Consider the following 22,047-nt stretch of genomic DNA (forward strand, 5'->3'; position numbering starts at 1 on the left):
CAGCGTAGACACCGGAGCCGCTTCCGGGCTCGGTGCTCCGCCGGGTCCTGGGCTGCGGCAGGATGGACATCACCTGGTGGGTACGCGTCACGGCGCGTCCCTACTGAAGACAACCGCTGGAGACGCCCGGTGAGTTCCCCAGATCCGCACGCTTTGGACAAGCACGGCTCGGACAAGCACAGGCCCGACGCCGAAATCCGCCCTGAGCGGAGCGACAGCGCCCACGATGTTCGCCAGCCGCGAAACCCGGCCGTGCGAGGCCCCGTGATCGCCGTGACCGGCGCCGCGTCGGGCGTCGGCGCGGCCCTGGTGAGCCGCCTGGCGGCCTCCGACGAGGTCAAGCAGGTCGTGGCCATCGACGAGCGGCGCGGGGACTGCGCGGCCGCGCAGTGGCACGTCCTGGACGTACGGGACCCGGCGATCGCCGAGAAGCTGCGCGGCGCCGACGTCGTGGTGCACCTCGCGCTGGACCTGGACCTGGAGACCGACCCGGCGGCCCGTACCGCGTACAACGTGCGCGGGACCCAGACCGTGCTGACGGCCGCCGCGGCGGCCGGGGTGCACCGGGTCGTGCTGTGCACCTCCGCGATGCTCTACGGAGCCCTGCCCGACAACGACATCCCCCTCTCCGAGGACTCCGAGCTGCGGGCCACCGCCGAGGCGACCGGCGTCGGCGACCTGCTGGAGATCGAGCGCCTCGGCCGCCGGGCCCCCCGCGCCCACCCCGGCCTGAACGTCACCGTGATCCGCCCGGCGGTCCTGGTCGGCGGCACGGACACCGCCCTGACCCGGTACTTCGAGTCCCCGCGCCTGCTCGTGGTCGCCGGATCCCGCCCCACCTGGCAGTTCTGCCACGTCGAGGACCTGGTCAGCGCGCTGGAGTACGCGGCGCTGGAGAAGGTCGAGGGCGAGCTCGCGGTGGGCTGCGAGGGCTGGCTGGAGCAGGAGGAGGTCGAGGAGCTGAGCGGGATCCGCCGCATGGAGCTCCCCTCGGCGGTCGCCCTGGGAGCCGCGGCCCGGCTGCACCGGATCGGCCTGACGCCCTCTCCGGCCGGGGACCTCGCGTACACCATGCACCCGTGGGTGGTCAGCGTCAGCGGTCTGCACGCGGCGGGCTGGCGGCCGCGCTGGACCAACGAGGAGGTGCTGGCCGAGCTCCTCCAGGAGGTCGCGGGCCGGCACACGGTCGCGGGCCGCCGACTGGGCCGCAAGGACGCCACCGCCGCGGGCGCGGCGGGCGCGACGGTCGCGCTGCTCGGTGCCGCCGCCGTGGTCCGGGCGGCCCGCAGGCGCCGCGGGATCTGATCCGGCCGCTGCCGGGGCCCGCGACGCCGTCGCGCAAGCGGCCCCGGGCCGCGCCCCGGACCCCGCGCCCCGATCGCCGGCGGGGCCCGGGAGCCGGGGTTTCTGTAGGAGGCTCCCAAGCAGCCGGGCGCGGCCCGGGCGAATCAGCTATTTCGCCTTGTCAGCGCCTAGGGCACGATGAAGACATGGCTCCGCACTTCGATCACCCCGGCGAGCAGGCCGCGCAGGACCCGATCCGGCTGCTCGCGATCCGTGACACCCCGCTCTCGATCGACGAGGTCTTCCAGGCCGTCGGCGACGACGCGACGGGCGGCACGACACTCTTCGTCGGCACGGTGCGCAACCACGACAGCGGGGCGGACGTCGACTCGCTCGGCTACTCCTGCCACCCCACGGCAGAGGCCGAGATGCGCCGGGTCGCCGAGCGCGTCGTGGCGAAGTACCCGGTCCGCGCCCTGGCCGCCGTGCACCGCGTGGGCGACCTGGCCGTCGGTGACCTGGCCGTCGTCGTCGCCGTGTCCTGCCCGCACCGCGGCGAGGCCTTCGAGGCCTGCCGGATGCTGATCGACGACCTCAAGCACGAGGTCCCGATCTGGAAGCACCAGACGTTCGCCGACGGCACCGAGGAGTGGGTCGGCGCCTGCTGAGCCGTGCGACCGCGTGGTCGGTGACGGCGGACGGAGTCCGGCGCAGCCGGCAGAAGCCTGTGAGGCGCCCCTGCGCCGAGCGGTGCGAGGTCGGCGGAGAGAAGCGGCCGTTCGCCGACGGCACCGAGGAGTGGGTGGCGCCTGCTGAACCCCCGGTCGTGGGGCCGCCCCCGGAAGGGGGTAGCCTCGCACCCGTTCGGCCGCGCAACACGCCCTCGATTTGCGTAACCCCTTCCCGGGCAGCAGCGTTGAAGCCACCAACGACACGTACTTCGGGGTAGGGAGGCACGCCCATGGCGTCACTGGCGTGGTTGCTGATTCCGCTGTTCGCCGCGATCGGAGCGGCGATATGGGGCAGCTGGGCGGCACGCGACCGCACGCAAGGCGACATATCCGAGCTCGCCGGCTACGCGCGATTCCGCGAAGCCATGGGAAAGGCCGAACAGGCCCGGCACAAGGCAGAGGCCCACTCCGGTTCCGACGCCGTCTGACGCGTCCCGGAAAGTGCCCCGAGATCACCGAGAGCCCGACGGCTCCGCGCAGGGCCTCGTACGGACCGGCCCCACGGGCCGCCCGCCAGAGCCGTCCCGTACTGTCGGATCCATGCCACGCCGCACTGCGACGATGCTCGCTTCCACCCTCATGCTGTTCGCGCTGCTCTGCGCAGGGGTGTTCATCAAGGTCCCGTACTCCGAGATGAGCCCCGGGCCGACCGTGAACACGCTCGGGGACTCGCACGGCGAGCCCGTCCTCAACATCTCGGGGCGCAAGACCTACCCGACGAGCGGCCACCTCAACATGACGACGGTCCGCGTCACCGGCGCGGACTACGACATGAACCTGGTGGAAGCGGTGTACGGGTGGCTCGCCGGCGACAACATCGTCGTGCCGCACGAGAACCTCTACCCGAACGGCAAGACGGACGCGGAGTCCACCCAGGAGAACGCCGAGGAGTTCAGCCAGTCGCAGCAGAGCGCCAAGGTGGCCGCTCTCAAGCAGCTCGGCGTCCCGGTCTCCGCCCGCGTCATCGTTTCCTCCGTGGTCAAGGCCAGCCCCGCCGACGGCACGCTGCACGCCGGTGACGTCGTCAAGGCCGTGGACGGCGCCCCCGTCAACGCCCCCGAGGACGTGGCCAAGCTCGTCACCAAGCACAAGCCCGGCGAGCCGGTCGAGTTCACCATCATCCCCGCCGCGGAAGCGGCCGAGGCGGTGAAGGCGAACCGCGAACCCGCCGGCCCCACCAAGGTCACCGTCACCGCGGGCAAGGCGGAGGGCGACGGCCACGCCATCGTCGGCATCCGGGCCGGGACCGACCACACCTTCCCGTTCACGATCGACATCAAGCTCGCCGACGTCGGCGGCCCCAGCGCGGGGCTGATGTTCTCCCTCGGCATCGTCGACAAGCTCACACCGGAGGACCTGACCGGCGGCAAGTTCGTCGCGGGCACCGGCACCATCGACGACGCGGGCAAGGTCGGGCCCATCGGCGGCATCCAGATGAAGACCATCGGCGCCCGCCAGGCCGGCGCCGAGTACTTCCTGACCCCGGCCGAGAACTGCGCCGCCGCGGCCGCCCACGTGCCCGACGGGCTGACCCTGGTGAAGGTCTCCACCATCGGCGACGCCACACAGGCGCTGCAGAAGATCAGCAAGGGGGACACGGCCGGGCTGCCGCAGTGCGGCGCCAAGCCCTGACCGGCCCCCGGGCCCCGACCACGCGTGCTACGAGAAGGTCGCGGCCAGCGCCTCGGCCAGCCCCGGCACCAGGTTCCCGCCGGTGAGGACCTCGGTCGAGGAATCCTTCTCGCGCAGCCGTACGGCCGACTCGCGCGAGCCGTCGCGCAGCACGGCCACCGTCAGCCGGACCTCCTGCCGCTCCGGGTGACCGGCGACCCACTTCGCCAGCTGCTTGTCGCTCAGCCCCTCCGGTACGGAGGCCTCCGCAGACGGCGGCAGCATCAGCCGCTCCACCGTCAGCGCGCAGCCGACGACGGCCGTCGGCCACGCGATGGTGCCCAGGAACTTGTCGAGCGGGGTCCCGGCCGGGACCTCGTCCTGCTCGATCGGGGTGAGGGAGGACTTGCCGGCGTCGTCCTGGTCGAGGCCCAGCTGGGAGGCCAGGCGCGGCTCCTGCTTCTTGAGCCGGGCGGTGTCGACGAGCGCGAACAGCCGGGCGGGCTTGTCCCAGCCGAGGCCGGCCGCGTACTCGTCGATTTCGAGGCAGGCGCGGGTCAGGGGGCTCGCCGCCATGGGCGTGCCGGGGGAGGGGGAAACGTTGGACATGGACAACATCCTGCCTCCTTTCCACCGGATACCGGGAACTGACCAAGGCCACGGAAAGTTGCATGAGTAGGGCTCTAGGATCGGGTGCCCGTTCATTACCAGACTCAGCGACTTTCGAGGTGCGCACCTTGGCTTTCCAGATGCCGGACCGCGGCGGAGGCCCTTCGGGGCCACGGATGAGAGTCGGCCGCCCCTCCCGGCGAGCCCGGACTCTTCTCATGACCTTGGGCGTGCTGGCCGTCCTGGCCATGCTCTTCATCATGTTCGCGGGCTTCTGGACGGACTGGCTCTGGTTCCGCTCGGTGAAGTACTCCACGGTCTTCACCACCACCCTGTGGACCAAGATCGGCCTCTTCGCCGTCTTCAGCCTGCTGATGGCGGGTGCCGTCGGGTTCAACATCTGGCTGGCGCACCGGCTGCGTCCGCCGCTCAGTGCGATGTCGATGGAGCAGCAGAGCCTCGACCGCTACCGGATGAGCATCGCCCCGTACAAGAAGTGGCTGCTCCTGGGCATCGCCGTGATCGTCGGCCTCATCGCGGGCGCGTCGGCGGCGGGCCAGTGGAAGACCTGGCTGATGTACGTCAACGGGGTGCCCTTCGGGCAGAAGGACCCCGAGTTCCACCTCGACGTATCGTTCTACACCTTCGACCTGCCCTGGTACCGCTTCCTGCTCGGCTTCGGCTTCGCCGCGGTCGTGCTGTCGGTGATCGCCGCAGCCGTCGTCCACTACCTGTACGGCGGACTGCGCGTGACGAGCCCGGGCGCCCGGGCCACCGCCGCGGCGACCGGCCACCTGTCGGTGCTGCTCGGCCTCTTCGTCACGCTGAAGGCGGTCGCGTACTGGCTCGACCGGTACGGCCTCGCCGTGAAGTCCAGTGACTTCAAGGCCGCCGACAACTGGACCGGCCTGCGCTACGTCGACGCGAACGCGTACCTCCCGGCGAAGACGATCCTCGTCGCCATCGCCGCGATCTGCGCCGTGCTGTTCTTCGCGACGCTGTGGCGCCGCACCTGGCAGCTGCCGGTCATCGGCTTCGGCCTGATGGTGCTCTCGGCGATCCTGATCGGCGGCCTGTATCCGGCGATCGTGCAGAAGTTCCAGGTCCAGCCGAACGAGCAGGCCAAGGAATCCCCGTACGTCGAGAAGAACATCAAGGCGACGCGCGACGCCTACGGGATCGCGGCCTCCGAGGTCAAGGACTACCCGGGCGTTCCGCAGACGCAGGACCGGACCAAGCTGCGCAAGGCGGCCGACACGACCGCCAGCGTCCGCCTCCTCGACCCGAACATCGTCTCGCCGGCCTTCCAGCAGCTCCAGCAGGTCAAGGGCTACTACGCCTTCCCGTCCACGCTCGCCGTGGACCGGTACAGCGGCCAGGACACGGTCATCGGGCTGCGCGAGCTGAACATCGGCGGCATCCCGAAGAACAACTGGATCAACGACCACTTCAAGTACACGCACGGCTACGGAGTGGTCGCGGCCAAGGGCACCACGGTCGGTGACCAGGGCGCGCCCGACTTCACCCAGTCCGACCTGCCCTCCAAGGGGATGTTCGGCACGGACTTCGAGCAGCGCGTCTACTACGGCGAGCAGACGAAGCAGTACTCGATCGTCGGCGGACCGCAGAAGGAGCTCGACTACTCGGACGACCTCAAGGGCGAGAAGGAGACCAGCTACAAGGGCGACTCCGGCGTCAACCTCGACAACCCGATAAACCGGGCGGCGTACGCGCTCACCTTCAGCGAGCCGCAGATCCTGTACTCAGGGGCCATCGGCGACGGCTCGCGGATCCTGTACCACCGCACGCCCAAGGAGCGCGTCGAGGCCGTCGCACCGTGGCTGACCATCGACGGCGCCCCGTACCCGGCGGTCGTGGACGGCCGGATCAAGTGGATCGTCGACGCCTACACAACGACCAACGGCTACCCGTACGCCTCCCGCACCACGCTGGGCCAGAGCACCGCGGACTCGCTGACCAACAGCCAGCGCGCGGTGGTGGCCCAGGAGAACCAGGTCAACTACATCCGCAACTCGGTGAAGGCCACGGTCGACGCGTACGACGGCACGGTCAGCCTGTACCAGTGGGACACCCAGGACCCGGTCCTGAAGACCTGGATGAAGGCGTTCCCGGGCACGGTGAAGCCCAAGAGCGAGATCTCCAAGCCGCTCATGGACCACCTGCGCTACCCGCAGGACCTGTTCAAGGTCCAGCGCGAGCTGCTGACCCGCTACCACGTCACCGACCCGCAGACCTTCCTCAGCGGCAGTGAGGCCTGGGCCGTCCCGGACGACCCGACGACCAAGGCCGGTACGGCGGTCCCGCCGTACTACCTGTCGATGAAGCTGCCGGGCCAGACGGAGAAGGAGCAGGTCTTCTCGCTCACGACGACGTTCACGCCGAACGAGCGGGACAACCTGAGCGCCTTCATGGCGGTCAACGCCGATCCGGGCACCCCGGACTACGGCAAGATCAGCGTCCTGAAGCTGCCGACGAGCAAGCCGGTCGACGGCCCCAAGCAGGTCCAGAGCAAGTTCCAGTCCGAACCGAAGATCGCCGAGTCGATCCGCCTGCTGCGCGGTGGCGACTCGGAAGTCGAGTACGGAAACCTGCTCACGGTCCCGCTCGACGGCGGCATGCTCTACGTGGAGCCGGTGTACGTGCGCAGTTCGGGCCTGAAGTACCCGCTGCTGCGCAAGGTGCTCGTGACCTACGGCGGCCAGACCGCCTTCGAGGACACCCTGGAGAAGGCGTTGAACGTGGTGTTCGGGGCCGAGGCTCCGACCACGCCCGTGCCGCCGGCCCAGCCGCCGGGCGAGGGCACCACGACGCCTCCGGCCGCCACGGACCCGACGGTGAAGGCGGCGCTCGCCGACGCGTCGAGGGCCATCGAGGACGCCGAGAAGGCCCGGCAGGCCGGCGACTGGGCGGCCTTCGGCAAGGCGCAGGACGAGATCAAGGCGGCGCTGAAGCGGGCGATCGACGCGGAGGCGAAGGTGACCCCGCCCACGGCTCCACCGGGCGGCTAGCCATATATCGGTAATGGCTCTGTCCCGCGTCGTGATACTGTGGTTTCACCGACGCGGGGTGGAGCAGCTCGGTAGCTCGCTGGGCTCATAACCCAGAGGTCGCAGGTTCAAATCCTGTCCCCGCTACTGAAGATGAAGGCCCGGATCCATGGGATCCGGGCCTTTGTCGTGCCCGGGGCGGACACGCGGTAGCCAACAAGGGTGAGTTGGGGCGGGAGCGTGTTTGACTTGACTCTCTATGGGCATGTCGACAAAACGCTGTAGTGACCTCACTGGCTGCGACATACCAGGTGTACGCGGGTAGCAGGTGATGCGACGATGGGATTTATGGGGGACAGGTCAACTCTGCTGGAGACAGGGCGGTTTGTGAGGGCGGAGGCCGAGCCGGGTACGGGAGCCGGTGAGTCGGCTCCCGTTGTCAACGCGCAGACCGCGCTGACCGATGCGGATTTCGCGGAGGAAGTGTTCGCCGAGACCGACGCGGCGAGCGACGCCGAGCTGGAAGCCCGGCACCGGGTGGCCGCCGACAAGGGCGACCCGGGTGCCATGAGCGTGCTCGGTGCGCTGCTGCTGCGCCGCGGCGACCTCGACGGCGCCGAGCCGTACCTGCGCGGCGCCACCGGGGAAGGGGACCGCGCCGCCGCGAACAACCTGGGTGTCCTGCTGCACCAGCGGGGCTACCCCGAGGACGCGGCCGGCTGGTGGCGGGTCGCCGCCGTGGCCGGATCCGCGCCGGCCGCGCACGCCCTGGGCCGCCACTTCCGCGAGCGCGGGGACGAGCCCGCCGCCGAGTACTGGCTTCGCCAGGCGGCGGAATCCGGCCACGCCCTGGGCGCGTACGGGCTGGCCGACCTGCTGGAGCACCGGGGCGACAAGGGCGTCGAGCGGTGGTTCCGCGCCGCCGCGGAACAGGGGCACCGCGAAGCCGCGTACCGGCTGGCGCGGCACCTGAGGAAGGGCGACCCCGCCGAGGCCGAGCAGTGGTACCGGCAGGCCGCCGCGCGTGGACACCGGCGTGCCGCGCTGCACCTGGGCGCGCTGCTGGAGGCACGCGGCGAGCTCAAGGAGGCCGGGCGCTGGTACCTGACCTCCGCCAAGCAGGGCGAGGCCAGGGCGGCCTGCGCGCTCGGATTCCTGCTGCGCGACGCGGGGGACGAGGAAAGCGCGTCCACCTGGTGGCACCGGGCGGCCCAGGACGGCGACGGCAACGCCGCGAACGCCCTGGGCGCGCTGCACGCGGCGCGGGGTGAGACCCAGACCGCGGAGCGCTGGTACCGGACCGCCATGGACGCGGGCGATCAAAACGGGGCGTACAACCTTGCTCTGCTGTGCGTCGCACAGGACCGGACCGCGCAGGCCGAGCAGTGGTACCGGCGTGCCGCGTACGCCGGACACCGCGAGGCGGCCAACGCGCTCGCCATCCTGCTGCTGCAGGGCGGGGACGCGGAGGGCGCCGAGCCGTGGTTCTCCAAGGCCGCCGAGGCGGGCAGCGTCGACGCCGCCTTCAACCTCGGGATCCTGTTCGCCAGCCGCGACGAGGATCGTACGGCGCTGAAGTGGTACGAGCGGGCCGCGTCGGCGGGACACACCGACGCCGCGCTCCAGGTCGGCATCGCGCTGGTCCGGGACGGGGAGGAGCGAGCCGCCGAGCGGCACCTGCGGTGCGCGGCGGGCGGCGGCAGCGCGGAGGCGGCCTTCCGGCTGGCCTCGCTGCTGGAGTCGCTGGCTCCGCCGCCGGAGCCCGTGGCGCTGGGCGAGTCGGCGGGCGGCGCCCCGCGGACCGAGAGCGAGGAGTGGTACGAGCGCGCCGCCGAGCTGGGGCACCGCCGGGCCCAGGTGCGGGTCGGCATGCTGGCCGCCGCCCGGGGTGACCTGGCGGTCGCCGCGCGCTGGTACCGGGAGGCGGCCGAGGCAGGCTCCCGGAACGGGGCGTTCAACCTGGGGTTGCTGCTGGCCCGCGAGGGGAGCGAGCCGGAGGCCGCCCTGTGGTGGACCCGCGCCGCGGTGGCGGGCCACGGCCGCGCCGCGCTGCGGCTGGGGCTGCTGGCGGCGCGGCACGGCGACCTGGCGGAGGGGCAGAAGTGGTGCGTTCGAGCCATGGAGCTGGGGCCGGAGGAGGTTTCGCAGCGCGCGGCGCGGCTGCGCGAGGCCCTGGCCGAGGAGCTCTCGGCCTGACCGCTGGTGGCCGGCCAGGAACTGTCCTCAACGGATTTGCATCTGCTGTGCAGCCTCACGTAGAGTCGTGTTTACCGACGCGGGGTGGAGCAGCTCGGTAGCTCGCTGGGCTCATAACCCAGAGGTCGCAGGTTCAAATCCTGTCCCCGCTACTGAAGGCTGAAGGCCCGGATCCTCTGGATCCGGGCCTTCAGTCGTTTCGGGTGATCGAGATGGGCAGTCGAGAAGAAAAAGGGGCCGGGAGCATTCAGCTCCCGGCCCCTTTGCGATGGTCCGCTGCGGTGCCCGGCTACGCGCCGGCGCAGTTCGGGCACACCCCGCGGTACGTCACCTCGACCGCCGACACGACGAAGCCGAAGCGCTCCGTGTCCGGCAGGTCGGCCAGCGGGTTGCCCGCCGGGTGGACGTCGCGGATCGCGCCGCATTGGGCGCAGACCAGGTGCTGGTGCGGCCGGTGGGCGTTCGGGTCGTACCGCTTGGCGCGGCGGTCCGTGGAGACTTCCAGGACTTCACCCAGGGACACGAGCTCACCCAGCGTGTTGTAGACCGTCGCCCGGGAGATCTCCGGCAGCTTGGCCACGGCGCGCGCGTGTACTTCGTCGGCCGTCAGGTGAACGTGGTCACCGTCGAGCACCTCGGCCACGACGCGCCGCTGTGCGGTCATGCGCCATCCGCGTCCGCGAAGTCGTTCCAGCAGGTCACTCATAGGCACCAGCCTAACAGCGAGGGGACTGGGTGTAACTCCCGAACCAGTGCGGACTTGGATGCTTACTTGACTTAGACAAAGTCCATTGTAGGGTCGAGTGCGGCACAGGCCGAGGACAGGACATGCAGGAATGACGCAGGAGGCGCACGTGACGCAGGGACCGCTCACCACGGAGGCCGGGGCTCCGGTCGCCGACAACCAGAACAGCGAGACCGCCGGCGTCGGCGGCCCCGTCCTGGTCCAGGACCAGCTGCTGCTGGAAAAGCTGGCGCACTTCAACCGCGAGCGCATCCCGGAGCGCGTGGTGCACGCCCGCGGCGCCGGTGCGTACGGAACCTTCACGGTGACCCGTGACGTCTCGCAGTGGACCCGCGCCGCGTTCCTGTCCGAGGTCGGCAAGGAGACCGAGACCTTCCTGCGGTTCTCCACCGTGGCGGGCAACCTCGGCAGCGCCGACGCCGTGCGCGACCCCCGCGGCTGGGCGCTGAAGTTCTACACCGAAGAGGGCAACTACGACCTCGTCGGCAACAACACCCCGGTGTTCTTCATCAAGGACGCCATCAAGTTCCCCGACTTCATCCACACCCAGAAGCGCGACCCGTACACGGGCTCGCAGGAGGCGGACAACGTCTGGGACTTCTGGGGTCTGTCGCCCGAGTCGACCCACCAGGTGACCTGGCTGTTCGGTGACCGCGGCATACCGGCGTCCTACCGCCACATGAACGGCTACGGCTCGCACACGTTCCAGTGGAACAACGAGGCCGGTGAGGTCTTCTGGGTCAAGTACCACTTCAAGACCGACCAGGGCATCGAGAACCTCACCCAGGCCGAGGCCAACAAGCTCGCCGGTGAGGACCCCGACTCGCACCAGCGCGACCTGCGCGAGGCCATCGAGCGCGGTGACTTCCCGACCTGGACCGTGCAGGTCCAGATCATGCCGGCGGCCGAGGCGGCCGGGTACCGCTTCAACCCGTTCGACCTCACCAAGGTGTGGCCGCACGAGGACTACCCGCCGATCGAGATCGGCAAGCTGGAGCTCAACCGCAACCCGGAGAACGTCTTCGCCGAGGTCGAGCAGAGCATCTTCAGCCCGGCTCATTTCGTACCCGGCATCGGTCCGTCCCCGGACAAGATGCTCCAGGGTCGTCTCTTCGGCTACGGCGACGCGCACCGCTACCGCGTCGGCATCAACGCCGACCACCTGCCGGTGAACCGTCCGCACGCCACCGAGGCGCGCACCAACTCCCGTGACGGCTACCTGTACGACGGCCGCCACAAGGGCGCGAAGAACTACGAGCCGAACTCCTTCGGCGGCCCGCACCAGACGGACCGCCCGCTGTGGCAGCCCATCGACGTGACCGGCGGCACGGGCAACCACGCCGCCGCCGTGCACAGCGAGGACAACGACTTCGTCCAGGCGGGCAACCTCTACCGCCTGTACTCCGAGGACGAGAAGTCCCGTCTGATCGAGAACCTGGCCGGCTTCATCGCCAAGGTCTCCCGTGACGACATCGCCGAGCGCGCGATCAACAACTTCCGCCAGGCGGACGGCGACTTCGGCAAGCGGCTGGAAGCCGCGGTCCAGGCCCTCCGCGGCTGATCCGGATCGCTTGCCGTAGCAGGACGGCGGGCCGGAACCCCACGGGGTTCCGGCCCGCCGTCGTTCTATGCGGGAACCGTCCGCCGCGCCGGGACCCAGCAGCGGATGACGTCGCGTACGGAGACGATGCCCACCGGGCCGCCGTTCTCCAGCACGATCAGATGCCGGAAACCGCCGTGGGCCATCGCCTCGGCGGCTTCCTGCACAGTGGCGTCGGGGGTGCAGAACACGACGTTGTTGGTGGTGTGCGCGCCCACGCACTCGCGGTCGGGATCGTGGCCCGCGCCGATGGAGTTGAGGATGTCGCGCTCGGTCAGGATGCCGATTCCGCTGTGCTCGGGGTCGAGTACGACGGCCGCGCCGACGCGCCGGCCGGACATCAGGCAGGCTGCCTGACGCAGGGTGTGTGCGGGTCCGAGGGTGAGGATCACGGTGCTCATTGCGTCACGGACGAGCATGAAGAGAGCCACCTCCTGGTGAGTCCCGCCGCTTGGGTGGGGTGCGGCAGGCAATCCAAGAGAATGGATTCACAAGCGCACAAGCGGGCGGATTCTCAGATTCCCACGGACACGCAGGGTCAACAAGAGGGCACGCTCAGGCGCGTGGGCGCAAGAGCTCCAGCATCTCCTCGTGGAGGAGCCCGTTCGAGGCCGCCGCGTTCCCGCCGTGCACCCCGTCCGCCCCGTCCAGGCTCGTGAAACGGCCGCCCGCCTCCTGGACCACGACCGCGATCGCGGCCATGTCCCACAGGTTCAGCTCCGGCTCGGCGCACAGGTCCAGCGAGCCCTCCGCGACCATCATGTACGGCCAGAAGTCGCCGTAGCCGCGGGTACGCCAGCACGCGCGGGTCAGGTCCAGGAATCCGGGGAGGCGGCCCTGCTCCTCCCAGCCGCTCAGCGAGGAGTACGCGAACGAGGCGTCGGCCAGCGTGCCCACCTTCGACACGCCGATCGCGCTGGTCGCGCCGAGCGCGCCGCCCGCGAAGGCGCCCCCGCCCTGCGCGGCCCACCAGCGCCGGCCCAGCGCCGGCGCCGACACCACGCCGACCACCGGGCGGAAGACCCCGTCGGCGCCCTCGGCCATCAGGGAGATCAGGGTCGCCCAGACGGGCACCCCGCGCACGTAGTTCTTCGTGCCGTCGATCGGGTCCACGACCCAGCGGCGCGGGCCGCTGCCCTTGAGGCCGTACTCCTCGCCCAGGATCGCGTCGCCCGGCCGCGCGGCCGCGACGCCCGCGCGGATGATCTCCTCGGCGGCCTTGTCCGCCTCACTCACCGGGGTCATGTCCGGCTTCGTCTCGACCTTCAGGTCGAGGGCACGGAACCGCTCCATCGTGGCGACGTCCGCCGCGTCGGCGAGTTCGAGGGCAAGGCGCAGGTCATCGTCATACTCGGACATGGCCGAACAGTATCGCGGGCGGTGGCGCGGCCGGGACGCGCCCTTGACAGGATCTGTCGCCCCGTCAACTCTGGCCGTGAAGCCAAACGGGGGAGGCGCATGTGCCGGCAGCCCGGGAAACCCTGCTGGAGGCGGCGGGAGCGGCGCTCGCGGCGCGCCCCTGGCCGGCCGTGCGGATGGTGGACGTGGCGGCGGCCGCCGGGGTGTCCCGGCAGACCCTCTACAACGAGTTCGGCGGCAAGAACGGCCTCGGCCGCGCCCTGGTCCGGCGCGAGTGCGCGCGGTACCTCGAGGGCGTGGAGCGGGCCCTGACCGTCCCGGGCCGGACCGTCGAGCGGCTGGCCGCGGTCGCGGAGTGGACCGTACGGGCGGCCCGCGCCTACCCCCTCGTACGGGCCCTGCTGACGGGGTTCTGGGACCCGGACCTGCCCGCCGCGGGCCGGGCGCCCGGGCCCGGTGAGCTCGCCCGGACCGTGCGCGACCGGGCGGCAGCCGTGCTGATGCCCGCGGCGGACGCCGAGCGGTGCGAGCTCGCCGTACGGCTCGCCCTCTCCTACGTGGTCGCGCCGGGGGAGGAGCCGGGAGCGGGTGAGCTGCTCCGGCTGCTCAGTGCGCAGAACCGGAGAGCTGGAGCCCGATGACCCCGAGGATCACCAGCGTGATCGAGACGAGCTTGAGGGTGGAGACCAGGTCGCCGAGGAAGACCATGCCGTAGATCGCCGTCCCCGCGGCGCCGATGCCCGTCCACACCGCGTACGCCGGGCCCACGTCCAGTTTCTTCAGCGCCAGCGTCAGCAGACCGAAGCTGCCGAGGGCGAAGCACGCGAAGGCGATGGTCGGCCACAGCCGCGTGAAGCCGTGGGACAGCTTGAGACAGACAGCGAAGCCGGTCTCCAGGATTCCCGCGACCACGACGAGCAGCCACGCCATGTCGAATGCCTCCCCGCGTCACGTGCCCTCGCGCCACTCGGTGCGATTATGCATTTATCCAGACACGATCTTCGGCAAACCCCGGCGCCCCGCCGGACCCTTCTGCCCCGCCGCCCCCGCCGGACGGTCAGTCGCCCTCGCGGCGCTCCCGCGTCTCCAGCAGCCGCCGCAGCGAATACAGCCGCGCAGGGTCCGCGTGACCGTCCTCCACCCACTGGTCGAGCGCGCAGTCCTGCTCGTCGTGGCTGCACGCGCGGGGGCACTCCTCGGTGCCGGGCACCAAGTCCGGGAACGCCAGGATCACCCGGGACGGATCCACGTGGTGCAGGCCGAAGGAGCGCACGCCGGGGGTGTCGATGACCCAGCCCTCCATCCCGGGCAGCGGCAGCGCCAGTGCCGAGGTGGTGGTGTGGCGGCCGCGCCCGGTGACCGCGTTGACCACGCCGGTCGCCCGCTTGCGGTCCGGCGCCACCAGCGAGTTGACCAGGGTGGTCTTGCCCACGCCCGAGTGCCCCACGAACGCGGTGATCCGGCCCTCCAGGCGCTCGCGCACCTTGTCGGCCGCGTCGCCCGTCGCGAGGTCCTCGCGGTTGGTCACCACGTAGTTGACGCCGAGCGTCGAGTAGATCTCCAGGATCTTGTCGGCGGACGTCAGATCGGACTTGGTCAGCACCAGGAGCGGCTCCAGGCCGGCGTCGTACGCCGCCACCAGGCAGCGGTCGATCATCCGGGGCCGCGGCTCCGGGTCGGCCAGGGCCGTGACGATGGCCAGTTGGTCGGCGTTTGCGACGACCACGCGTTCGTACGGGTCGTCGTCGTCGGCCGTGCGCCGCAGGACGGACTTGCGCTCCTCGATCCGGACGATCCGGGCGAGGGTGTCCTTCTTGCCGGACAGGTCACCGACGATCCAGACCCGGTCGCCGACCACCGCCGCCTTGCGGCCCAGTTCCCTGGACTTCATCGCGTGGACCGTGCGGTCCCCGACCAGGCAGGTCAGCCGACCGCGGTCGACGGTGAGGACGAAGCCCTCGGAGGCGTCCTCGTGCTTGGGCCGGATGTTGGTCCGGGGCCGGTTGCCCTTGGGGTTGGGCCGCTGGCGGATGTCGTCCTCGTCGGTGTGCTTGCCGTACCTGCGCATGACGGGCCCTACGCTCCCGCACCCGCCGCGCGGGCGCCGGAGTCCCCGGCGTCTCCCGCGAGCATGTCCGTCCACATCTGCGGGAAGTCCGGCAGGGTCTTCGCGGTCGTCGCCACGTTCTCGATCAGTACCCCCTCCACCGCCAGGCCGATCACCGCGCCCGCGGTGGCCATCCGGTGGTCGTCGTACGTGTGGAAGGTGCCGCCGTGCAGCGGGCGCGGCCGGATGTGCAGGCCGTCCGCGGTCTCCGTGACGTCGCCGCCGAGCGCGTTGATCTCCTTGGTCAGCGCGGCCAGCCGGTCCGTCTCGTGCAGCCGCAGGTGCGCGACCCCGCGCAGGACGGACTCCGAGTCGGCCAGGGCCGCCACCGCGGCGATGCCCGGGGTGAGCTCGCCGACCTCGCCCAGGTCCACGTCGATGCCGTGGATCTTGCCGGTGCCGGTGAACACCAGGCCCGCGTCGGTCAGTTCGCAGGAGCCGCCCATCTCCGTGAAGATCCGGCGCAGCGCGTCACCGGGCTGCGTGGTGCGGCGCGGCCAGTCCGGGATGGTCACCGTGCCGCCGGTGATCAGGGCCGCGGCCATGAAGGGCTGCGCGTTGGACAGGTCCGGCTCCACGACCATGTCGCGGCCCAGCAGCGCGCCGGGGGCCACCCGCCACACGTTCTTCTCGCCGCCCGCCTCGGGGGTGTCGACCTGGGCGCCCGCCGCGCGCAGCATCTCCACGGTCATCCGGATGTGCGGCATCGACGGCAGGGTCGTGCCCACGTGCCGGACCTCGACGCCCTGGTTGAAGCGCGGGGCGGAGAGCAGCAGCGCGGAGACGAACTGCGAGGAGTTGCTGGCGTCGATCTCGACCGTGCCGCCCTCCAGTGCCCCGCCGCCCTGGACGGTCATGGGCAGCGCGCCCCGGCCGTCGTCGTCGATGCGGGCGCCCAGCGCGCGCAGGGCGCTGATGACCTGGCCGAGCGGGCGCTCGTAGGAGCGCGGGTCGCCGTCGAAGCGGATGTCGCCGTCGGCGAGGGTGGCGACGGGGGGAAGGAAGCGCATGACCGTGCCCGCGTTGCCGACGTCCACGGTCGTCGGGCCGTGCAGGGCCGCCGGGATGATCCGCCAGGCCTCTCCGCCGACCGTGCCGCTGGAGGATCCGGCGGAGCTGGAGGAGACGGTCTCCTCGATGCCGACGCCCATCGCGCGCAGGGCGTCCGACATCAGCTGGGAGTCGCGCGAGCGCAGCGGGCGGCGCACCCAGCCCGGCTCGGCGGCGAGCGCGGCGAGCACGAGGGCCCGGTTGGTGACCGACTTGGACCCCGGCACGGTGACGGTGGCGTGGACGGCCGCGTCGGCGGTCGGGGCGGGCCAGAGGGCGGGGACAGCGGGGGTCTCGGTCATGGCCACCACTTTAGTGGCTTCCTCCGGCACCAGATCTTGATCGCTGCGCCGTCTCAGAGGCCGAGAAGCCAACGGCCGCCGCCCACCAGCGAGCACAGGGCGACAACATGGAAGAGGAGCAGCCACACCACCGGGTGCACGTGTGTGAGCCGTCCGAGCTGGTCGGCGTCGGAATCCGGCGCCCCGCCGTGCCGCCGCTTGGCGCCGAGCTCGAAGACCGGCCGGACGCCGCCGAGCAGCAGGAACCACACCACCGCGTACGCGAAGACGGCCTGCACGTCGGCCGGGGCCTGCCAGGACACCAGCACGAAGGCGCCGCCGGTCAGTACGACCGTCAGGACCCCGTACGCGTTCCGGATCATCACCAGCATCGCCAGCAGCAGGGCGGTGGCCACCCACAGCAGCAGCGTGATCCGGTGCGCGGACAGCAGTGCCGCCCCGCCGAGCCCCAGCAGCGAGGGGGCGGTGTACCCGGCGGCGGCGGTCAGGATCATCCCGAGGCCGGTCGGGCTGCCCACGCTGAGCGTGACCCCGCTGGTGTCGGAGTGCAGCCGTATCCCTTCGAGCCGGCGCCTGGTCAGCAGCGCCATCAGGCCGTGCCCGCCCTCGTGCGCGATGGTCACGGCGTTGCGCGAGACCCGCCACAGCGGGCGGGGGCCGACGGCGGCCAGCGCGGCCAGGCCCGTCACGATCACCAGCCACAGATCGGGCGGGGTCTGTATGCCCGTGAGCCGGTCCCACAGGCCGGCCGTCGTGGTGCTGTCCATGAGGTGGCGGACTCCTTGCGGTAGTGGTCGGGGGGGACCTCCCAGCGTTAGCTGGGGGAGAGACATGGCAGTGTGGCAGGCATGTGCGGAAGGTATGCAGCGAGCCGTGGGCCCGAGGACCTGGTGGAGGTCTTCGGCATCGAGAAGTGGGAGCCGGAGGAGACACTGGCACCCGACTGGAACGTGGCGCCGACGAAAGAGGTCCGCGTCGTCCTCGACCGTCCCGTGAAAGACGCTCCGACCCAGCGTCCGGTTCGCCAGCTGCGCGTCCTGAAGTGGGGGCTCGTTCCCTCCTGGGCCAAGAATCCCGACGGCGCCGCCCGGATGATCAATGCCCGCTCCGAGACCCTCGCCGAGAAGCCGTCCTTCCGCCGGCCCTTCGCCCAGCGCCGCTGCATCATCCCCGCCGACGGCTACTACGAGTGGGTCACCGCCCACGACGAGCGGCAGCTGGAGGTGGAGGGGAAGAAGAAGCGGGCCCGCAAGCAGCCCTACTTCGTGCTCCCCGCCGACGGCTCCGTCTTCGCCATGGCCGGGATCTACGAGTTCTGGCGCGACCGGACGCTGCCCGACGAGCACCCGCTCGCGTGGCGGGTCACCTGCTCGGTGATCACCACCGAGGCCGAGACCGGGCCGCTGGGCGTGGCTCCCGCCGAGGGGCCGCGCTCCCTGTCAGACATCCACCCGCGGATGCCGCTCATGCTGACCCCCGACCGCTGGGACGCCTGGCTGGACCCCGCGAACACCGACACCGAGGGCTCGCTGCGGCGCCTGCTGGAGCCGCCGCCGGGCGGCCTGATGCGGGCCTATCCGGTAGCGACCGCGGTGAGCAACGTCCGGAACAACGGTCCGGAGCTCCTGGAGGAGCTCGCCGCGCCGGAAGAGGCCACCCTCTTCTAGAAGGCTGATGAAAATGTTGGGTTCTGGCCCCGCCGCGGGAGCGGCGGGGCAGACTCGTTTTCGTGGTTCAAGGGGAGTGGGTCGGGGAGACGGTCGGGCCGGATGTGTGGGCTACGTGCCGGGAGTTAATCCCGGTCGGGAGCGTGTTCGCGTTCCTGGCCGAGCACCGTGGGCAGCTATTTCCCGCGGTGATGTTCGAGGACATGTATCCGTCGGCGAACGGCCGTCCGTCAATGCCTCCGCAGGTTCTGGCCGCGGCGATCACTTTGCAGGCCCTGCATGGGATGTCGGACTTCGAGACGGTCCAGGAATTACGCTGTGACCTGCGGTGGAAGGCCGCGTGTGGGCTCGGCTTGCACGATATGGCGTTCGATCCTTCGCTGCTGGCCTACTTCCGCCGCCGCCTGGCCCGCTCGGCCCGCCCGAACCGGGTCTTCGAGGCGGTGCGCGAGGTCGTGAAGGCCACCGGCGTGCTGAAGGGAAAGCACCGGCGGGCACTGGACTCCACCGTCCTCGACGATGCGGTGGCCACCCAGGACACCGTCACCCAGCTGATTTCCGCCGTGCGGGCAGTGATCCGTGAGGTCCCCGGCGCCGGACCTGTCGCGGCCGTGCAGTGCACCGCCCACGACTACGGCGACCCGGGCAAACCGAGGATCGCCTGGAACGACCAGCAGGCCAGGGCGGATCTGGTGGACGCCCTCGTTGGTGACGCGCTGCGGCTGCTGGGCCACCTGCCCGAACAAGAACTCGGCGAGAAGGCCGCGAACGCGGCCGGCCTGCTGGCCCTGGTCGCAGGCCAGGACGTCGAACCGGCCCAGGAGTCCGACGGCCGTGACGGACGCTGGCGCATCACCCGGGGGACCGCACCCGACCGCGTGGTGTCCACGATTGATCCCGAGGCCCGGCACATCCACAAGAACCGAACCCGCCATCAGGAGGGCTTCCGTGCGCATGCCGTGTTCGAGCCCGAGGCGGGACTGTTCACCGAGGTCGCTCTCACCGCCGGCAGCGGAGCCGACAACCACGAGGCCGCCGTCGCCCCAGACCTCCTCGCCGACGAGGACCAGGAACTGACCGTCCTCGGCGACACGGCCTACGGCACCGGCGACCTCCGCCAGAGCCTCGAAGCCGACGGCCACACCCTGGTGATCAAGCCGCCGCCACTGCGGCAGGCAGTCCCCGGCGGATTCAGCACGGACGATTTCCAGGCCGATACCCAGGCCGGGACCGTCACCTGCCCGGCCGGCCACACCAAGCCCCTCGGCCGCCCCCTCGCAGGAGGCAACCGCCAGGCCCAGTTCAAGAAGCTCTGCCTCGATTGCCCTTTGCGCGACCGCTGCACCAGGTCCAAGACCGGACGCGTCTTCAGTGTCCATCCCCAGTACGACCTCCTCAAAGCCGCCCGGGACCAGGCCGCCACCAGCCAGGAATGGCAGGACGAATACCGCCGCTGGCGACCACCCGTCGAACGCGCCATCGCCTGGCTCGTCGCCAGAGGCAACCGCCGCGTCCCCTACCGCGGCGTCCTCAAGAACAACACCTGGCTCCACAATCGGGCAGCCGCCCTAAACCTCCGCCGCCTCATCAACCTCGGACTCACCCACACCGGCACCACCTGGGCCCTCACCCCCGCCACCACATAGACCCAGGGGCCACCCGGCCTACGGCCGGACAGCCCCACAACAAGATCTTCATCAGCCTTCTAGACCCTGTCGTCAACCCGTCCGCGTGCAGGATGGATCCATGACCGGATCCATGACCACGCGTACCGAGAGCGTCGACACCCCGGCGGGCGAGGCCCGCATCACCTGGCACACCGCCCGCAAGGCCCGGCTCGTCCTCGCACTGGGGCACGGCGCCGGCGGCGGGGTCGAGGCCCGCGACCTCCAGGCGCTGGCCGCCGCCCTGCCCGCCCGGGGGATCACCGTGGCCTTGGTCGAACAGCCCTGGCGGGTCGCCGGGAAGAAGGTCGCCGCCGCTCCCAAGGTGCTCGACGAGGGATGGCGCGCTCTGTGGCCGGCACTGGCCGGGCCCGGCCTGCCCGTGGTCGCGGGCGGCCGCAGCGCCGGGGCCCGGGTGGCCTGCCGGACCGCGGCGGCACTGGGCGCGGCCGGGGTGCTGGCGCTGGCGTTCCCGCTGCACCCGCCGGGCCGGCCGGAGAAGTCCCGGGCCGAGGAGCTGCTCGGCGCCGGGCTGCCCACCCTGGTGGTCCAGGGCGGCCGGGATTCCTTCGGGCGTCCGCAGGAGTTCCCGGAGTCGGCCGCGGGGGTCCCGTACACGCTGGTGGAGGTCGCGTACGCGGACCACGGCTTCGCCGTGCCGAAGAAGGCGGAGACCACCCAGGAGGAGGCCCTCGTCGTGATCACGGAGGCGGTGGCCGAGTGGCTCGCGGCCCTGGAGGCCTGACCGCGACCTGACATATTCCGGGGTGATCCGGATCACTGTGGCCCTCCGTCGGCCGCACGGAGCCGTACGGAGGCCGAAAACCGGGCCACGTGCGGGGAATTTGCCGCCCGCGCCTTCTGTTGTCCCGGATGTCGGTACGCACGGGATTTCGTCGGAGGAGAGGGAGCGCATGACCCAGGTCATCAGCCAGAACCGTCCGCAGGCCGCTGACCTGGACTGGACGGTGCTTCCTGCGCCGAAGCGCGGCTCGCTTCGGGCGGCGGAGGCCCGGGAAGGTCGACTATTCTCCGATTCGAGCGGGTCCGCTTTCGGAGCCGCCACGCAGTCGGAGGAGGTGGGTCCTGTCGCTGGGACCGACGAAGGCCACGCGGAGGAGACGACCCTGGAGCGCAACGCGCGCTTCGAGCGGGACGCCCTCGGCTACCTCGACCAGATGTACTCGGCCGCGCTGCGCATGACGCGCAACCCGGCCGACGCCGAGGACCTGGTCCAGGAGACGTACGCCAAGGCATACGCGTCCTTCCACCAGTTCCGCGAAGGCACCAACCTGAAGGCGTGGCTCTACCGCATTCTGACCAACACGTTCATCAACTCCTACCGCAAGAAGCAGCGCGAGCCCCAGCGCAGCGCCGCGGAGGAGATCGAGGACTGGCAGCTGGCACGCGCCGAGTCGCACATGTCGACGGGCCTGCGTTCCGCCGAGTCGCAGGCGCTCGACCACTTGCCCGATTCGGACGTGAAGGAAGCGCTCCAGGCCATTCCCGAGGAGTTCCGCATCGCGGTCTACCTTGCCGACGTAGAGGGCTTTGCGTACAAGGAGATCGCCGACATCATGGGTACACCCATCGGTACGGTCATGTCGCGACTGCACCGTGGCCGCCGTCAACTCCGTGGAATGCTGGAGGACTATGCCCGTGAGCGCGGGATGGTCCCCGCGGGCGCGGGAGAGTCGAACGACAGGAAAGGCTCGGGCTCATGAGTTGCGGAGAGCCGCACGAGACGGAGTGCTCTGAGGTCCTGGACCACCTTTACGAGTTCCTCGACCATGAGATGCCCGACAGTGACTGCACGAAGTTCGAGACACACTTCGGCGAGTGCAACCCCTGTCTGGAGAAGTACGGCCTTGAACAGGCCGTGAAGAAGCTGGTCAAGCGCTGCTGCGGATCGGACGACGTGCCGACCGACCTGCGGTCGAAGGTGATGGGCCGGATCGAGCTGATCCGGTCGGGGCAAGCCGTGCCGGACCACGACGTCACTGCCGACGTCCCCTCCGACATCGGGGCCGGCGTCACCTCCGACGTCACGGCGGATGCCACCGCGGACAATCCGGCCGCCGGCTGACGCGACGGTCGAGGGCGTGAACAACCGC

At 70.9% G+C, this 22,047-nt stretch carries 21 protein-coding genes and 2 tRNA genes; 15 read left to right on the top strand and 8 right to left on the bottom strand.

What is annotated here, in order from left to right:
* The first annotated feature begins 195 nt into the window (after positions 1 to 195).
* From OG737_RS20285 to OG737_RS20300, 4 genes are all read left to right on the top strand, one after another.
* Positions 196 to 1,305 (top strand): SDR family oxidoreductase, encoded by a 1,110-nt coding sequence (locus OG737_RS20285; RefSeq protein ID WP_405922436.1) that lies wholly within the window; start codon positions 196 to 198, stop codon positions 1,303 to 1,305.
* A gap of 185 nt (positions 1,306 to 1,490) precedes the next feature.
* A complete protein-coding gene (locus OG737_RS20290) occupies positions 1,491 to 1,952 on the top strand; it encodes a molybdenum cofactor biosynthesis protein MoaE (protein WP_328927537.1) in 462 nt (153 codons plus the stop codon).
* A gap of 293 nt (positions 1,953 to 2,245) precedes the next feature.
* Positions 2,246 to 2,443 carry a hypothetical protein gene (locus OG737_RS20295; protein ID WP_328927538.1) on the top strand — a complete coding sequence of 66 codons (198 nt, stop codon included), beginning with the start codon at positions 2,246 to 2,248 and terminating at the stop codon, positions 2,441 to 2,443.
* 112 nt (positions 2,444 to 2,555) lie between these two features.
* Positions 2,556 to 3,647 (top strand): PDZ domain-containing protein, encoded by a 1,092-nt coding sequence (locus tag OG737_RS20300; protein WP_328927539.1) that lies wholly within the window; start codon positions 2,556 to 2,558, stop codon positions 3,645 to 3,647.
* Positions 3,648 to 3,674: 27 nt separating this feature from the next.
* Here the strand turns inward: OG737_RS20300 and OG737_RS20305 are convergent, their stop codons facing one another.
* Complete coding sequence (locus OG737_RS20305; RefSeq protein WP_328927540.1) at positions 3,675 to 4,244, bottom strand: PPA1309 family protein; 570 nt, start codon at positions 4,242 to 4,244, stop codon at positions 3,675 to 3,677.
* A gap of 131 nt (positions 4,245 to 4,375) precedes the next feature.
* Here OG737_RS20305 and OG737_RS20310 point away from each other — a divergent pair, with 131 nt between their 5' ends.
* The 4 genes from OG737_RS20310 (at position 4,376) to OG737_RS20325 (ending at position 9,591) form a co-directional block, all read left to right on the top strand.
* Positions 4,376 to 7,264, top strand: a complete 2,889-nt coding sequence (locus OG737_RS20310; RefSeq protein WP_328930411.1) for a UPF0182 family protein — start codon at positions 4,376 to 4,378, stop codon at positions 7,262 to 7,264.
* A gap of 52 nt (positions 7,265 to 7,316) precedes the next feature.
* Positions 7,317 to 7,390: transfer RNA gene (locus tag OG737_RS20315), tRNA-Met, on the top strand.
* Positions 7,391 to 7,582: 192 nt separating this feature from the next.
* On the top strand, positions 7,583 to 9,439 hold the full coding sequence (locus tag OG737_RS20320) for a tetratricopeptide repeat protein (protein ID WP_328927541.1): 1,857 nt from the start codon (positions 7,583 to 7,585) through the stop codon (positions 9,437 to 9,439).
* A gap of 78 nt (positions 9,440 to 9,517) precedes the next feature.
* Positions 9,518 to 9,591 (top strand) — tRNA-Met (locus OG737_RS20325).
* Between the two features lie 137 nt (positions 9,592 to 9,728).
* On the opposite strand, the gene OG737_RS20330 is transcribed toward OG737_RS20325, so the two are convergent.
* A complete protein-coding gene (locus tag OG737_RS20330) occupies positions 9,729 to 10,145 on the bottom strand; it encodes a Fur family transcriptional regulator (RefSeq protein ID WP_328927542.1) in 417 nt (138 codons plus the stop codon).
* 130 nt (positions 10,146 to 10,275) lie between these two features.
* Here OG737_RS20330 and OG737_RS20335 point away from each other — a divergent pair, with 130 nt between their 5' ends.
* On the top strand, positions 10,276 to 11,745 hold the full coding sequence (locus tag OG737_RS20335) for a catalase (RefSeq protein WP_405921842.1): 1,470 nt from the start codon (positions 10,276 to 10,278) through the stop codon (positions 11,743 to 11,745).
* 65 nt (positions 11,746 to 11,810) lie between these two features.
* On the opposite strand, the gene OG737_RS20340 is transcribed toward OG737_RS20335, so the two are convergent.
* Both OG737_RS20340 and hisN read right to left on the bottom strand, forming a co-directional pair.
* Positions 11,811 to 12,203 carry a CBS domain-containing protein gene (locus OG737_RS20340; protein WP_328927544.1) on the bottom strand — a complete coding sequence of 131 codons (393 nt, stop codon included), beginning with the start codon at positions 12,201 to 12,203 and terminating at the stop codon, positions 11,811 to 11,813.
* Between the two features lie 136 nt (positions 12,204 to 12,339).
* Complete coding sequence (gene hisN / locus OG737_RS20345) at positions 12,340 to 13,143, bottom strand: histidinol-phosphatase (RefSeq protein WP_328927545.1); 804 nt, start codon at positions 13,141 to 13,143, stop codon at positions 12,340 to 12,342.
* A 101-nt stretch (positions 13,144 to 13,244) separates the two neighbouring features.
* Here hisN and OG737_RS20350 point away from each other — a divergent pair, with 101 nt between their 5' ends.
* Positions 13,245 to 13,784, top strand: a complete 540-nt coding sequence (locus tag OG737_RS20350; protein ID WP_405921843.1) for a TetR/AcrR family transcriptional regulator — start codon at positions 13,245 to 13,247, stop codon at positions 13,782 to 13,784.
* Here the strand turns inward: OG737_RS20350 and OG737_RS20355 are convergent.
* From OG737_RS20355 to OG737_RS20370, 4 genes are all read right to left on the bottom strand, one after another.
* Positions 13,750 to 14,073 carry a multidrug efflux SMR transporter gene (locus OG737_RS20355; RefSeq protein ID WP_007266432.1) on the bottom strand — a complete coding sequence of 108 codons (324 nt, stop codon included), beginning with the start codon at positions 14,071 to 14,073 and terminating at the stop codon, positions 13,750 to 13,752. The genes OG737_RS20350 and OG737_RS20355 overlap by 35 nt on opposite strands.
* A 127-nt stretch (positions 14,074 to 14,200) precedes the next feature.
* Positions 14,201 to 15,211 (bottom strand): ribosome small subunit-dependent GTPase A, encoded by a 1,011-nt coding sequence (gene rsgA, locus OG737_RS20360; protein ID WP_328927547.1) that lies wholly within the window; start codon positions 15,209 to 15,211, stop codon positions 14,201 to 14,203.
* A gap of 8 nt (positions 15,212 to 15,219) precedes the next feature.
* Positions 15,220 to 16,602, bottom strand: a complete 1,383-nt coding sequence (gene aroA / locus OG737_RS20365; RefSeq protein ID WP_328927548.1) for a 3-phosphoshikimate 1-carboxyvinyltransferase — start codon at positions 16,600 to 16,602, stop codon at positions 15,220 to 15,222.
* A 53-nt stretch (positions 16,603 to 16,655) separates the two neighbouring features.
* Positions 16,656 to 17,369, bottom strand: coding sequence for a M50 family metallopeptidase (locus tag OG737_RS20370; RefSeq protein WP_328927549.1), 714 nt, complete (start codon positions 17,367 to 17,369; stop codon positions 16,656 to 16,658).
* Between the two features lie 81 nt (positions 17,370 to 17,450).
* Here OG737_RS20370 and OG737_RS20375 point away from each other — a divergent pair, with 81 nt between their 5' ends.
* The 5 genes from OG737_RS20375 (at position 17,451) to rsrA (ending at position 22,019) form a co-directional block, all read left to right on the top strand.
* Positions 17,451 to 18,269 (top strand): SOS response-associated peptidase, encoded by an 819-nt coding sequence (locus OG737_RS20375; protein ID WP_405921844.1) that lies wholly within the window; start codon positions 17,451 to 17,453, stop codon positions 18,267 to 18,269.
* A 104-nt stretch (positions 18,270 to 18,373) separates the two neighbouring features.
* Positions 18,374 to 19,915, top strand: a complete 1,542-nt coding sequence (locus OG737_RS20380) for an IS1182 family transposase (protein WP_405681290.1) — start codon at positions 18,374 to 18,376, stop codon at positions 19,913 to 19,915.
* A gap of 100 nt (positions 19,916 to 20,015) precedes the next feature.
* Positions 20,016 to 20,678 carry an alpha/beta family hydrolase gene (locus tag OG737_RS20385; RefSeq protein WP_328927551.1) on the top strand — a complete coding sequence of 221 codons (663 nt, stop codon included), beginning with the start codon at positions 20,016 to 20,018 and terminating at the stop codon, positions 20,676 to 20,678.
* Positions 20,679 to 21,012: 334 nt separating this feature from the next.
* On the top strand, positions 21,013 to 21,657 hold the full coding sequence (locus OG737_RS20390; RefSeq protein ID WP_328930412.1) for a sigma-70 family RNA polymerase sigma factor: 645 nt from the start codon (positions 21,013 to 21,015) through the stop codon (positions 21,655 to 21,657).
* A complete protein-coding gene (rsrA, locus tag OG737_RS20395) occupies positions 21,654 to 22,019 on the top strand; it encodes a mycothiol system anti-sigma-R factor (RefSeq protein ID WP_328927552.1) in 366 nt (121 codons plus the stop codon). The genes OG737_RS20390 and rsrA overlap by 4 nt, the downstream gene beginning before the upstream one ends.
* The last annotated feature ends 28 nt before the right edge of the window (positions 22,020 to 22,047 follow it).

The sequence above is a fragment of the Streptomyces sp. NBC_00122 genome, assembly GCF_045160845.1.
Lineage (GTDB): Bacteria > Actinomycetota > Actinomycetes > Streptomycetales > Streptomycetaceae > Streptomyces.